Origin of the sequence: Pseudoalteromonas sp. 3D05, from assembly GCF_002723455.1 — a bacterium.
In the GTDB taxonomy this organism is placed as follows: Bacteria; Pseudomonadota; Gammaproteobacteria; order Enterobacterales; family Alteromonadaceae; genus Pseudoalteromonas.
In genome coordinates this window covers 1-12,766 of the sequence record NZ_PDUS01000011.1, presented here as the reverse complement: position 1 = coordinate 12,766, position 12,766 = coordinate 1, and the positions used below count along the sequence as shown (strand labels likewise).

The 12,766-nt window shown below is 39.4% G+C and carries 10 protein-coding genes and 11 tRNA genes; 14 read left to right on the top strand and 7 right to left on the bottom strand.

Going from position 1 to position 12,766, the window contains the following annotated elements:
- Positions 1 to 19 precede the first annotated feature (19 nt).
- The 7 genes from zipA (at position 20) to msrB (ending at position 5,191) form a co-directional block, all read left to right on the top strand.
- Positions 20 to 757 carry a cell division protein ZipA gene (gene zipA / locus CSC79_RS12070; protein WP_099296031.1) on the top strand — a complete coding sequence of 246 codons (738 nt, stop codon included), beginning with the start codon at positions 20 to 22 and terminating at the stop codon, positions 755 to 757.
- A 90-nt stretch (positions 758 to 847) separates the two neighbouring features.
- Complete coding sequence (gene ligA, locus CSC79_RS12065; RefSeq protein ID WP_099296030.1) at positions 848 to 2,869, top strand: NAD-dependent DNA ligase LigA; 2,022 nt, start codon at positions 848 to 850, stop codon at positions 2,867 to 2,869.
- Positions 2,862 to 3,206 (top strand): DUF3392 family protein, encoded by a 345-nt coding sequence (locus CSC79_RS12060; RefSeq protein WP_099296029.1) that lies wholly within the window; start codon positions 2,862 to 2,864, stop codon positions 3,204 to 3,206. Before ligA ends, CSC79_RS12060 begins: the two co-directional genes overlap by 8 nt.
- On the top strand, positions 3,206 to 3,712 hold the full coding sequence (locus CSC79_RS12055; protein ID WP_099296028.1) for a DUF2919 domain-containing protein: 507 nt from the start codon (positions 3,206 to 3,208) through the stop codon (positions 3,710 to 3,712). Before CSC79_RS12060 ends, CSC79_RS12055 begins: the two co-directional genes overlap by 1 nt.
- On the top strand, positions 3,705 to 4,145 hold the full coding sequence (locus CSC79_RS12050) for a hypothetical protein (RefSeq protein ID WP_099296027.1): 441 nt from the start codon (positions 3,705 to 3,707) through the stop codon (positions 4,143 to 4,145). Before CSC79_RS12055 ends, CSC79_RS12050 begins: the two co-directional genes overlap by 8 nt.
- A gap of 87 nt (positions 4,146 to 4,232) precedes the next feature.
- Positions 4,233 to 4,742, top strand: coding sequence for a peptide-methionine (S)-S-oxide reductase (locus CSC79_RS12045; RefSeq protein WP_099296026.1), 510 nt, complete (start codon positions 4,233 to 4,235; stop codon positions 4,740 to 4,742).
- 8 nt (positions 4,743 to 4,750) lie between these two features.
- The gene (gene msrB, locus CSC79_RS12040; protein WP_099296025.1) at positions 4,751 to 5,191 is read left to right on the top strand and encodes a peptide-methionine (R)-S-oxide reductase MsrB; all 441 of its coding nucleotides are present in this window, start codon (positions 4,751 to 4,753) and stop codon (positions 5,189 to 5,191) included.
- 7 nt (positions 5,192 to 5,198) lie between these two features.
- Here msrB and CSC79_RS12035 read toward each other — a convergent pair whose 3' ends face one another.
- From CSC79_RS12035 to CSC79_RS12005, 7 genes are all read right to left on the bottom strand, one after another.
- Complete coding sequence (locus CSC79_RS12035) at positions 5,199 to 7,157, bottom strand: ATP-binding protein (protein ID WP_099296024.1); 1,959 nt, start codon at positions 7,155 to 7,157, stop codon at positions 5,199 to 5,201.
- A gap of 11 nt (positions 7,158 to 7,168) precedes the next feature.
- Positions 7,169 to 8,524, bottom strand: a complete 1,356-nt coding sequence (locus CSC79_RS12030; RefSeq protein ID WP_099296023.1) for an extracellular solute-binding protein — start codon at positions 8,522 to 8,524, stop codon at positions 7,169 to 7,171.
- A gap of 53 nt (positions 8,525 to 8,577) precedes the next feature.
- Positions 8,578 to 10,224: a tetratricopeptide repeat-containing response regulator gene (locus CSC79_RS12025; protein ID WP_099296135.1), complete on the bottom strand. Its 1,647-nt coding sequence runs from the start codon at positions 10,222 to 10,224 to the stop codon at positions 8,578 to 8,580.
- 196 nt (positions 10,225 to 10,420) lie between these two features.
- A tRNA-Glu gene (locus CSC79_RS12020) sits at positions 10,421 to 10,496 on the bottom strand.
- Positions 10,497 to 10,666: 170 nt separating this feature from the next.
- Positions 10,667 to 10,742 (bottom strand) — tRNA-Glu (locus tag CSC79_RS12015).
- Between the two features lie 137 nt (positions 10,743 to 10,879).
- Positions 10,880 to 10,955, bottom strand: a tRNA-Glu gene (locus tag CSC79_RS12010).
- A 40-nt stretch (positions 10,956 to 10,995) separates the two neighbouring features.
- Positions 10,996 to 11,071: transfer RNA gene (locus CSC79_RS12005), tRNA-Ala, on the bottom strand.
- 675 nt (positions 11,072 to 11,746) lie between these two features.
- On the opposite strand from CSC79_RS12005, the gene CSC79_RS12000 reads away from it, so the two are divergent.
- From CSC79_RS12000 to CSC79_RS11970, 7 genes are all read left to right on the top strand, one after another.
- Positions 11,747 to 11,822, top strand: a tRNA-Val gene (locus CSC79_RS12000).
- 158 nt (positions 11,823 to 11,980) lie between these two features.
- Positions 11,981 to 12,056: transfer RNA gene (locus tag CSC79_RS11995), tRNA-Val, on the top strand.
- Positions 12,057 to 12,103: 47 nt separating this feature from the next.
- Positions 12,104 to 12,179, top strand: a tRNA-Val gene (locus CSC79_RS11990).
- A 148-nt stretch (positions 12,180 to 12,327) separates the two neighbouring features.
- Positions 12,328 to 12,403 (top strand) — tRNA-Val (locus tag CSC79_RS11985).
- A gap of 48 nt (positions 12,404 to 12,451) precedes the next feature.
- Positions 12,452 to 12,527: transfer RNA gene (locus tag CSC79_RS11980), tRNA-Val, on the top strand.
- A 33-nt stretch (positions 12,528 to 12,560) separates the two neighbouring features.
- A tRNA-Val gene (locus CSC79_RS11975) sits at positions 12,561 to 12,636 on the top strand.
- A 56-nt stretch (positions 12,637 to 12,692) separates the two neighbouring features.
- Positions 12,693 to 12,765, top strand: a tRNA-Val gene (locus CSC79_RS11970).
- Position 12,766 lies beyond the last annotated feature (1 nt).

Here is a 12,766-nt window from a genome sequence, read left to right as displayed (position 1 = left end):
AATAATAAAAGGTGAGGGGATGGCCGAACAATTAAGATGGGTTTTAATTATTATCAGTGTAATAGTCATTGGTGGATTATTAATACATGGCCTATGGTCAGTTCGTAAAAAAGAGGCACCCACGACTGCGCCGAATGAGCGCGTTGAACCAACTGAACAACCATCAGTAGAGCAGCATTCTGAGCCTTTACAAACAGCTCAAACTGAGCGTGATGAGCCACAATTTGGCGATCTCAGTTTTTCAGCTGATGATGTAAATGAAGTCGAGCAATCGGGTGAAGCTGATACTCAGCGCTCAGGTGAGACAGTTGATGAAGCTCAGGCAGAGCAAGAACAAGAAACTCCTCCTGCTGACTTTATTATCGTTCACATCCAAATGCCTGAAGGCATGGCGATGGAAGGCAGTAAGTTATTACCGGCAATCAATACACTCGGTTTTAAATACTCAGAAGAAGGTTTTTTTAATCGCCACCTAGACCCTGCGGGACTTGGCCCTGTGCTATTTCGCTTAGTAAATATGTATAACCCAGGTACGTTTGATATTGATAATATGGAACAATTTAGTACCGCAGGTATTAGCTTATTTATGACTTTACCGTGTGACGGTGACGGCCTTGCAGCATTCAATATGTTGCACAGTGCAGCGAAGAAATTAGCGGATGAATTTGGTGCCACAATATTAGATTCTCAACGTGAAGAAATGACCGTTGAAAGCGTGCGCGAGTACGTTGAAAAAGTGAGAAGTTTCAGCGCTTAATAGCTTATTCAATAAATTAACTTTTTAAGAATTTTTAAGCCACTAGGCGATAACTCGTTTAAGTGGCTTTTTTATGTTTTAGAGGCCAATATGTCTACTCCAGTTTTAACGCAAATTAGTGCGCTTCGTCAGCAATTAGATGATCATAACTATAACTATTATGTGCTCGATAGCCCGTCGATTCCGGATGCTGAATACGATCGGCTTTTACGAGAGCTAAGTGCTCTAGAAACCGCTAATCCTGAGTATTTTAGCGCAGACTCTCCAACGCAGAAGGTCGGTGGAGCTGCCCTTGCCAAGTTTGAACAAGTTGCTCATCAGGTGCCCATGCTTTCACTTGATAACGCGTTTAGTGAAGAAGAGTTTGCCGCTTTTAACCGCCGTGTCAAAGAGCGGTTAATGGATAACAGCGAACTAACTTTTTGTTGCGAGCCAAAACTGGATGGCCTTGCTGTCTCTATTTTGTATCGGGATGGTGTGCTTGTTCAGGCCGCCACTCGCGGAGATGGCCAAACGGGTGAAAACATTACTCAAAACGTAAAAACGATTCGTAATGTACCGCTTAAATTACGCGGTACTGATTACCCACGTGAAATAGAAATCCGGGGTGAAGTATTTATGAATAGCGCAGGATTTGACAAGCTTAATGCTGAAGCTGAAAAACGCGGCGAAAAAGTGTTTGTTAATCCACGTAATGCTGCGGCTGGAAGTTTGCGCCAATTAGATTCAAAAATAACGGCAAAGCGACCACTGATGTTTTATGCCTACAGCATTGGCGTTGTGACTGAAGGTGAGTTACCGAGCGATCATTATCAACAATTGGCTAAGCTTACTGATTGGGGCCTACCACTTTGCCCTGAGACCAAGCTGGTGGAAGGTGAAAAAGCTGCGCTTGATTATTATCAAGATATTTTAGAGCGTAGAAGCAGCTTAAAATATGAAATTGATGGCGTAGTTATTAAACTCAACAACAAAGCAATGCAAGAGCGTTTAGGCTTTGTTGCCCGCGCACCGCGCTGGGCAATCGCCTATAAGTTCCCTGCTCAAGAAGAGATCACAGTGCTCCTTGATGTTGAATTTCAAGTAGGGCGTACCGGTGCAATCACTCCTGTCGCGAGGCTTGAACCGGTATTTGTTGGTGGTGTTACAGTGTCGAATGCGACATTACATAATGGTGATGAAATTGCGCGCTTAGGTGTAAAAGTGGGCGATACCGTGATTATCCGCCGTGCTGGTGATGTTATTCCGCAAATAACGCAAGTTGTACTTGAACGCCGACCTGATGATGCCAAAGACATTGTTTTTCCTAAAGCGTGTCCTATTTGTAACTCGCACGTTGAAAAGGTTGAAGGTGAGGCCGTTGCGCGTTGCACGGGGGGCCTTGTTTGCCAAGCGCAACGTAAACAAGCGATAAAACACTTTGCTTCTCGTAAAGCACTCGATGTGGATGGCTTGGGCGATAAGATTGTTGATCAGTTAGTCGATAGAGAGCTGGTTAAAACACCTGCTGACTTATTTATTTTAAAACAAGGTCATTTTGAATCACTTGAACGAATGGGGCCTAAGTCGGCTAAAAATTTGGTTAGTGCTTTGGAAGATGCAAAGCAAACGACGTTAGCTAAATTTTTATACTCACTGGGTATACGTGAAGTGGGTGAAGCAACGGCGCAAAACTTAGCGACTCACTTTTTAACCCTCGAAAAAGTAACTCAAGCAAGTATTGAAGCCTTGGTTGAAGTGTCCGATGTAGGCGAAATTGTTGCAAAACATGTGAGTAGTTTCTTTGCAGAACCACATAATACAGACGTGGTTAATGCGCTTATTGAACAAGGTATTCACTGGCCAGAGTTAGCGCCTGTAAGCGTTGATGAGCAACCACTTGTGGGGTTAACCTATGTACTCACCGGCACACTCAACGAACTGAACCGTAACGATGCAAAAGCACGTTTACAAGCATTAGGTGCTAAGGTATCTGGCAGTGTTTCAGCAAAAACAGATGCACTTATTGCGGGTGAAAAGGCGGGCTCAAAGCTTAATAAAGCACAAGATTTAGGCATTGATGTCCTTACTGAGGATGATTTAATCGCGTTACTGGCGAAACACAATGGATAGCGTACTTGCTGTATTTGAAAGTACAGCATTGAGCTTTGGCCAGTGGCTAAAGCCGTACCTGTACAATATAGCCTTGTTGTTGGTTGTGTGTTTGGTATCGCTATATGCCAATGACATTATCAAAGTAACTAAACGCTTTGTTGCAAGGCGGCATTTTTTTGTCAGAGTCGCTGTATTTGTTTTAGTAACCGGTTTTGGTTTTGGCTTTTTGGTGGTATTTGCAACACCTCTATTGAGTAAACTGTTATTGTTTTTTGGTACACAGTGGTTAGGTCTCATGGTGATATGTGCTTTTACTGTGTTAGGTGTTATTGCTGACAAGAAGAATCAATTGTAATGCGTTATGGTCCAGAATATTGGGATAAATACGGTACTTACCGTACGCCGATCGCATTTCATTTAAGTTTACTTGTGCTATTAAGAGCCTATTTTATTTGGATAATTGCGGCGTTAAGCCGCCGTCCTGAATTAGATATTATGTCTTTGGTTTTTCGCTCTAAATATGATTTTTTTAGTGCGTTGGCAATTGGTGCGCTAGCAATCATCCCGGCAGTCATTTTTTGTTTTAGGCGGCCACAAAAAAATAATGTTACATCAGCGCGTTTAGCTAAAATATGGCGTTTTATGCGTTGGCCTTTACTAGCCTGTGCTGCACTAGATTTAGGTTGGTTGGTTATTCAGGCGGCCCATAGTTACTATCAATTTTCGATGTTTTTGGCGTTGCAAATGGTGGTCGTACTGTGGGTACTACTTTATTTAGCAAAAAGCCGTTATTTGACAGTGTTTTTTAATGATTGGCCTGATCCAATTACTGAAAAAAAGCAGAGTAGGCACAATGAATAAGATTAATCTACGTATTGCCTTTGTGGTTGCTATTGTTGGTTTATTACTCGCTATAATAGCAACATTTACAGCAGTATTGCAGCAACCGTGGTTTATCTTCGTTGTTGCTCTGTGGGTATTCACCTTCTGCTCAGCCAGCTACCGACTTACATCACTTTTTAAAATGCGTAACCCTATCTGTGACTTTTTAAAGCGAGATACGCAGCATATAATATTATTCAGTCTTAATGGTTTTTTTGATAGTAAAAGCGGTCCGCAATGGTTGGTAGTAGAGAGTATTAAACGTATTGAAATAAGAGATGATTATATTTGTTTTTATAATCAGGATGAGAGTGACTTCAGTGTGAGCTTACCTGCAAGTAAAGCTGAGTTAGAACACTATTTGCATCGTTTTTTTACCCGAGAAGAATGGCAATCAATTACCTTATATTGAAATGAACAGCAAGTATGGCCGGTATAGTAAAGAGTTACTTTATTTATTTTCTATTAAACAATAAATCGACTTTTTAGGAGCATTGCCATGCGGCAAACAGTGGGGTTAGGCGGAAGTTGCCATTGGTGCACCGAAGCTATTTTTGCTTCCTTGATAGGCGTTGTGCGTGTTGAACAAGGCTGGTTTAAAATAGCTGATACCACTAGCGATTTTAGCGAAGCGGTAAGGGTCACATTTGATTCTGATATTTTAAGTTTAACAGACTTAATTGCTATCCATATTGATACCCACAGTGCTACTGAGGTGCATAGTATGCGTCATAAGTACCGTTCGGCAGTTTACACATACAGTGAGCAGCAAGCTCTACAGGCACATATTGCCATTCATGAAAAACAGAATGACTACAGCAAACCCTTAATTGTTCAAGTGCTTGCGGCAGGTGAGTTTAAACATTCCCCTGCAAAGTACCAAGACTATTATTATAGTAATCCGCATAGGCCTTTTTGTGAAATGCGGATAAACCCTAAATTATCAAAATTATTAGCGCATTATCGTGATAATGTAGACCGTAATAAACTTTCTCATCTAATTTTGTGAGGTTAACGATGTTAAATTGGAATGATATTTTAAATTTTGCTAGTAAAGGTAACCCCGAGCCAAGTAGAAAAGTTGAGAAGACTGATGCTCAGTGGCGTGCTCAACTAAGCGATGAAGCCTTTTATGTTACACGTAACAAAGGAACTGAGCGGCCACATAGCTCAGACAGCTGTACTTTATTTGAGCCTGGTGAGTATGCCTGTGTATGCTGCGAAAATGTGCTATTTGAAGGGGATGAAAAATTTGATAGTGGCACTGGCTGGCCATCATTTACACAACCTGCAAAAACAAACTCAATTGCTTACATTAGTGATAATAGTCATGGTATGCAGCGGATTGAAGCTGTTTGCAATGTTTGTGATGCGCATTTAGGGCATGTATTTCCAGATGGCCCAATGCCTGGTGGTTTACGCTATTGTGTTAATGCTTTATCACTTAAAAAACTTTAAATAGTGTTTAGTCGGGAGGCGTTATTAGTTGAGCAATAGTAAAAATTAAATGCTCCCGACAAATAGGTTTTGTAATGCAGTAATCGGTTAATTGAGTAAATTCAAGTTGTTCATTTTTCAGTGCAGAAGCGGTTACTGCAATGATAGGAATATGTTTATATTGTTCATTTTCACGTAAGGCTCTAGTGGCCTCAAGCCCCCCGATAACTGGCATTTTCATATCCATGATGATGAGATCAGGCGGACATTGAGCTATTTTTTCTAAAGCAACTTTGCCATTTTCAGCTTCTTCAATTTGAAATGGCCAACGAGATAAAAACGACACTAAAAAATCACGGTTGTAAGCAATATCATCCACAATTAATATTTTATTTGGGCCAAACCTATAGCTCGCAATTGCTGGAAAGTTATTTTGGGTTGCGATTGCCTCATGTTGCGCGTAAGCAATATCAGGAATTTCAATCGTAAACTCGCTGCCTTTATTGGGTTCACTGGTCACATTGAGGGTGCCGCCCATAAGCTTAATAAACTTAAGTGATATAGTAAGCCCTAAACCGGTGCCACCGTATTCATCACTTTTTTGACCTTGCGCTTGCTCAAATGCATTAAAGATATTTTGTTGTTGATCTTTGGCAATGCCTTTTCCTGAATCAATCACTTTTATAATTAAACTAACATGATCGCCGGTATTATTTACGTTAGCATCAAAAATGGCTCGCACATAACCTTGTTGGGTAAATTTTATAGCATTACTTAGTAAGTTAATCATAACTTGGCGAAGTTTGTTGCCGTCAAGTAGAAGGGCTTTTTTGGCATTAGCCGTACATTTAATAGTTAGCCCTAAGTCTTTTTGTGCGCATTGTTGCATAAACATCATAGACAGCTCATTACACATTGAACTTAGTTCTACATGATCAAGTTCTAGGTGCATTTTACCCGCATCAATTTTAGAGATATCCAAAATATCGTTGAGGATATTTAAAAGCGAATTGCCTGAAACAGTAATGGCCTCTAAATAACGTAATTTGGTTACGTCAATTTCTCTATCTTGTAAAAGCTGACTAAATCCAAGCACCGCATTTAAAGGGGTACGAAGTTCATGCGACATATTGGCCAAGAATACACTTTTAGCCTGATTAGAGTACTCCGCCTGTACTTTTGCAGCTAAGTACTCTTGGGTACGTGTTGTTACTATTTCTTCAAGCACCGATTGTTGCTCATGCATGTTATTGATTTGCTCTCTTACGGCGGCTCGCATCATTTTAAACCCACTTGCCAAAGTACCAATTTCATCTTGGCTGTTAATGTGGATAGGGTGATCTAACTCACCTGTTGTAATAGCGTGCGAAAACTCAACGAGTTTATCGATAGGTTGCAAGATAATTTTGCGAATTATTATATAAGCTATTATTAGTGCGGTGGATAAGTAAATGGCAAATAATGAGATTGCATTGGTTATGATGAGCTTTATTTTCTCTGCTAAATCATCACCCGCAAAGCTGACAATTACAGAGCCAATTTTATTTTTGTTATGGTTGTTAACAGGGATCACAACATCATAATGACCGTCTTTACTTAGTATATTTTGTTGGTTTTTCTCAATGGCTTGTAAGAGGGCATTATCAGTGATGACTTTAGACAGTTGTTCTCTATCTATATGCGCGACAATGTGCGCTTTGTTATCAACAAAATATATATTTGTTAAATTGTTAAAGTTATTTTGTGTGATTAAATCAGTTAATGCGATAGCTTGAATCTTAAGTACCCAACTGTCCTTGTTGCTATCGGTCGTAAGCTGATCTATTTCAACAAGCATGGGTGTTACGATAGCTGAGGCTTTTTCGCTCATATTTAATAATGTTTGATTTTTTAACTCAATGACATGCAAACCCGTACTAACACCTAAAACGAGCGTGATGGTAAAGCCAATTATCAATAAGATTTTATGAGCAATAGTTAAGTACATAGGCGTAAAATTTATTCTTTTTTGTTTAGTAGGGAATCAATTTTTTCATTACTGCTATCTAAAGTGTTTTGAATATCCGCACCATAAAAAATTTGACTGTATGCATGAGAAATTATTTCACCAATTTCAGGGAATAACGTAATTCCCGATTGGATATAGCTGGGGGTGGCATTTTCAAAAACCCACAACATTGTATTATTGAACCCCGGTTTATTTACTAAGTTAAATAACTGCTCCTGCCAAATTTGCATACGTGGAGGTGACCCACCAGTACTCAACAACATGGCAGTTTGAGCACTTGTAGCCCACTGTATAAACAACCAAGCAGCTGATTTTTTTTGCGAGTGTGCGTTTATTGCCAGGGCCCAAGCCCATGGAGAGGTTTCTCTTGAAAAAGGCCCTTTAGGCAGTGGGGCTGCCTCCCATTTGTCCCAAACAATAGATTCATTTTTGGTGTCTATTTCATTATAAAAATGTGAAGCAATAAAAGCCGACGCCAGTTTGCCTTCTTTAAACAGCTTACGTATTTGATAAAAGTGCAATGTGCGACTATTCGCAGGGTTGCCGTAGCCTGTAACTAAATCACGATAAACTTCAATGGCGTTATAAGCGCTTTGTGAGTTACTGGTTGCTCTAACTTCGTCAGTAACTATCTGTGCACCATAAGAGCGCATAATCGGTAAAACAGTCCATGTATTTAAACCAGCCCCAGGCATCGTTCTTGATGCAAATGCATGTACATCGCTATACTCAGGGTGTTTATCGAGCGCCTGCTGAAGAGCAACCTTGGTTGTTAATAATGCTTCATAGGTATCTGGAACATCAAGATTGAATTTGTTAAATAAGTCTTTTCGGTAAAAATATATTGGCGCAGAGAAATCAAAGGGCAGAGATAGAAGTGTACCGTCTATTTGGCATAGAGACAGGCTATTCGGGCTTATATCTGTCATTTTATACCAGCTTTGATCGGTCAATAGTGGGTTGTTTAAAAAACGAGCAAGGGGTTCTAAATAATTATTTGCATGGGCTTGCCCCAAAAAGGTAACGCCCATTGGTATCACATCATATAACCCCAGCCCTTTACTAAGGTCAATCGCTCTGCGATGGCGCATTTTGGACTGCTCTAATGCATGGAATCCAACAGAAATCCCTGTTAGCTTTTCAAATATAGGTAAGTATGGCTTTAACGCCATAAATGCAGGTTGCTCATCTGCAAGAACATTAATATGAGTGCCTTCATATCGGCGCCAGTCAATATTTGCTTTTTGCCAGTTGGCTAACGACGTTTTACTTTGTACGAGTTGAAAGGGGTTGGTCAAAGTACAACATGCAAGCAATAGATAGAGTATATTAAAACGGCGTTTCAATGTATTTCCCCTACTATGTTGTTTAAATTATGGAATGTTTATATTGTTATTAATTAACTATCTTTATCAGTTAATTTTAATCCCATCTCTTGTGCATTATTAACAATCTTATTAAAGCGTTGTTGTTGCTCAGCATCCAAAGATGCAGTTGATAATAGTGTATAGCACTTTTTTGCAGTAATTAAATTAAATGATTGCCCATTTTTTTTATTATCGTCAAATAGGCACTGCAGCAAGTTTAGTGCAATACTCGCATTGCGAGGCATGATTCTAAACGCTTGACTAAATGCCTCAAGCGCCGCATTTAATTGGCCTTTATTAAATTGAGTGACGGCATGATTATTAAGTTCTTTTGGTCCCATTTTTATGTCTCTGCGTTCAACTTGTTGCTGTTGAATATAACGCAAGTAAACGGGGTCACTTATATTTGGGTGACGTTCGCAATGATTAATGATTTGGTTAAATAAGTTCTGTGCTTTGACATGAAAGCCTAATTCGTGGAACGCTTTTGCTTTATCAAGCGCACCATCGATTGAGCGAATTTGATTTTCATCATCATCAAGTTGTTCAATTAGCTTTTTAGCTTTTTGGTGCTCATCTTTAAGGTAGTGTAAGCGAGCGTTTAAAACATCAATCTGAGTTTGATTATGACTATTTGGAAATTGATTTTTTAAGTCGCTCAAATATTTATTTGTTTGGCGTGAAATGCGTTGTATTTGATCGCTTTGATCTGTTGTAAGCGCAAAATCAATTCCAGCACGCGCTGCATTTAAATAGATATCAGGATGGTCATGAATCGAATACTTAGCGTATTGAGCGATGTCTTTATGTGTTGTGTAGCTTTTTTCGTAGTCATGGTTCAGCATTGCAACGTTACTTAAAGATTTTTGGCGTTTTAAATTAAGTGGGGCAATATCTGCTGCTTCACTTAAAAACTCTTGTGCAGACTCAAATTGATTTAGCTTAACTTCTAAAGAGCCAAGTAAGTTTAATGCCACTAAACGTGTTTCGTTCTGAGTTAGCATTGTCTTAAGCATACGCTGGGCAAGGATATGCTCATTATTTGCAATTAAGGCTTCAACTAAACCAACTTTAGCCCATGTGAACTTTTGTATATTTAGTGCTGATTTAAAAAATGTTTTGGCTTCTTCATGGCGTTTTAGCCTAAGTAGTACATCACCTTTAAGGCGTAATAAGATTGCGCTGTACGTGTTTTGTTTACTCATTAATGATGCATTGATGTTTTTTAATGCTTTTGAATCATTACCATCATCAATCAAATTATATATTTTCTGTAAGTTACTTTTACGTAGCAATATTTTTTCGATACGTGTTTTTAAATCACTAATGGAAAATGGTTTAACCAAAAAATCATCAGGTTGGAGTTCAAGCACGCTGTGAACTAATGAGCCGGTTGTTTCAGCTGAAATGAAAATGAATCCAGTGGAGTTTTTGATTAACTGCTTAACTCTGAGCTCTTCATACAATTGGTAGCCATCTTGATGTTTGCTTAAATTAAAAGAGCATACAATAAGTTCAAACTGTTCAGTAAGACAAAGCTCTTTTGCTGCATTTGCATGCTCAGCAAAGTGCAATTGCCGAAAGCCTAACTTTTCAAGCGATTGTTTCATGTAGCTTTGAGCAAGCGGTTGCTCTTCAACTATTAGTATTTTTGCATTAGGAAAAGTCTTTTTCGACATTAAGCTTCGGACCATATGAATGTACCTTTGACTATAATAAACAGTCTAGCCGCTTACAAGGCAATTTAATATTTAATCACAGTAAATAGATCTTTATTTAATTGATAATTAAAAATAACTTGATTGGAAAAAGAAAAAAGATAGTGCATAGGAGGTTATAGAGAAGTATATCCAATGACATAACACTTAAGTTAAGTGGCGTCCCCAAGGGGATTCGAACCCCTGTTACCGCCGTGAAAGGGCGGTGTCCTAGGCCTCTAGACGATGGGGACGCAGAAATTGGTTTGCAAATCACTGATTTGCTATTTCTTCGTAAGATGAGACCGAGCCTGTAAGGCAAATGGCATTATCTTTTCAGAAATATTTTCTGTGTCACTAGGACAACTGAATAGTTAGACTCGTTTCAGGCGAGTAGTTTTCATAACACAGCACTTATAGTAAGTGGCGTCCCCAAGGGGATTCGAACCCCTGTTACCGCCGTGAAAGGGCGGTGTCCTAGGCCTCTAGACGATGGGGACACATAAATGTGTCACTAGGACAACTGAATAGTTAGACTCAAATCCTGAGCTTAAGGTAATGCGAATGAATGCAAATATAGACTCGAGCTGTATTTGCTTCGCTATTTTCTCGGTAAAACCGCCTCTGAAAATCAGATTGGCGTCCCCAAGGGGATTCGAACCCCTGTTACCGCCGTGAAAGGGCGGTGTCCTAGGCCTCTAGACGATGGGGACACAGAAAACTGCTACCCTAGGACAATTGCACTATTAAGTTTGGTGGAGCTATGCGGGATCGAACCGCAGACCTCTTCGCTGCCAGCGAAGCGCTCTCCCAGCTGAGCTATAGCCCCAACTCAATATTGCTATACACTGCTTGGTAAACCGTGCTGTGTATTGCTGAGTGCGGGGCGCATTCTATGCAGCCACCCAAATAATGTCAACAATTTTTTAAGTAACTTTATTCAAATGCCCTATTTTTCAACAAACTGGATAATCTATAAACTGGGCGGGGTGTTTTTTGAGCTTTTTACTATTACACCGTTTATGAAATTGATGTTTTGACTTAGTTTTGATTCTCTAGCGCTTTTTCAGTCTTTTTAAAAGGTATACATTTATATGCAAAATAGCCTGGGGTAAATTTACGCTTCATAATACGTTAAATTCATTAAAGTGTTTTAAGAGTAATATTACAAAGCAACGTGCCGTTTTTATAAGGTAGCTTAGCTGCTCTATTCAATAATGGTGATAGAGTGGATTGTTTGGGGTAGTAATATATGTAAGTTGCTTTTATCGTTTTATATAGCGTGTGTCACTACTTAGTCGCTATTAGCACCCCAATGCCAGAGAATATTTAAATAGCGAATATTAAAAAATAGTCATAATGGCTGTTAAATGAGCAGGAAAGCACTTCTTTGATTATAAAAACCACATCTAAACTATTTTTACACATTCAAGTGTTGACACATTTACAACTCTATCTATAATAGCGCCCCACAACAACGCAGCAATGTGTTGTTTTTAGATATGGGTCGTTAGCTCAGTTGGGAGAGCATCGCCCTTACAAGGCGAGGGTCACTGGTTCAAGTCCAGTACGACCCACCATTATTTATAATGGTGTAATTAATTATCGTATCTAAATTCTATTTGAGTTGTTTGCTCAGTTAGAAAAAGAGGGCCTGACTGATATTTAAATATATCGACAAAGTCCACTGGTTAAAGTCCAGTACTATTATTTTAATAGTAGCGTTTTATTTATATGTGGGTGATTAGCTCAGTTGGGAGAGCATCGCCCTTACAAGGCGAGGGTCACTGGTTCAAGTCCAGTATCACCCACCACATATAAAATCTGTTATTTCTTAATAGTTGTTTTAAAATTGTAATATGGGTCGTTAGCTCAGTTGGGAGAGCATCGCCCTTACAAGGCGAGGGTCACTGGTTCAAGTCCAGTACGACCCACCATTTTAAATGGTGTTTCATGTTACAAAATCTAAATGAGTCATAAACTCAGTTAGAAAAAGAGAGAACCACCGTTATTTACAAGTCCGGCTAGGTTCACTGGTTAAAGTCCAGTACTATTTATTTTAATAGTAGCGATTAATTTATATGTGGGTGATTAGCTCAGTTGGGAGAGCATCGCCCTTACAAGGCGAGGGTCACTGGTTCAAGTCCAGTATCACCCACCACATATAACCTATTATTTTATCAATAGTTGCGTTTTAAAATTGTAATATGGGTCGTTAGCTCAGTTGGGAGAGCATCGCCCTTACAAGGCGAGGGTCACTGGTTCAAGTCCAGTACGACCCACCATTCTTAGAATGGTGAGTATTAAATATATAATTTGGGTGATTAGCTCAGTTGGGAGAGCATCGCCCTTACAAGGCGAGGGTCACTGGTTCAAGTCCAGTATCACCCACCAAATTATATTAATATTCGAGTTAATAAGTTTTAATAAAAGTCACATCTATTATATGTGGGTGATTAGCTCAGTTGGGAGAGCATCGCCCTTACAAGGCGAGGGTCACTGGTTCAAGTCCAGTATCACCCAC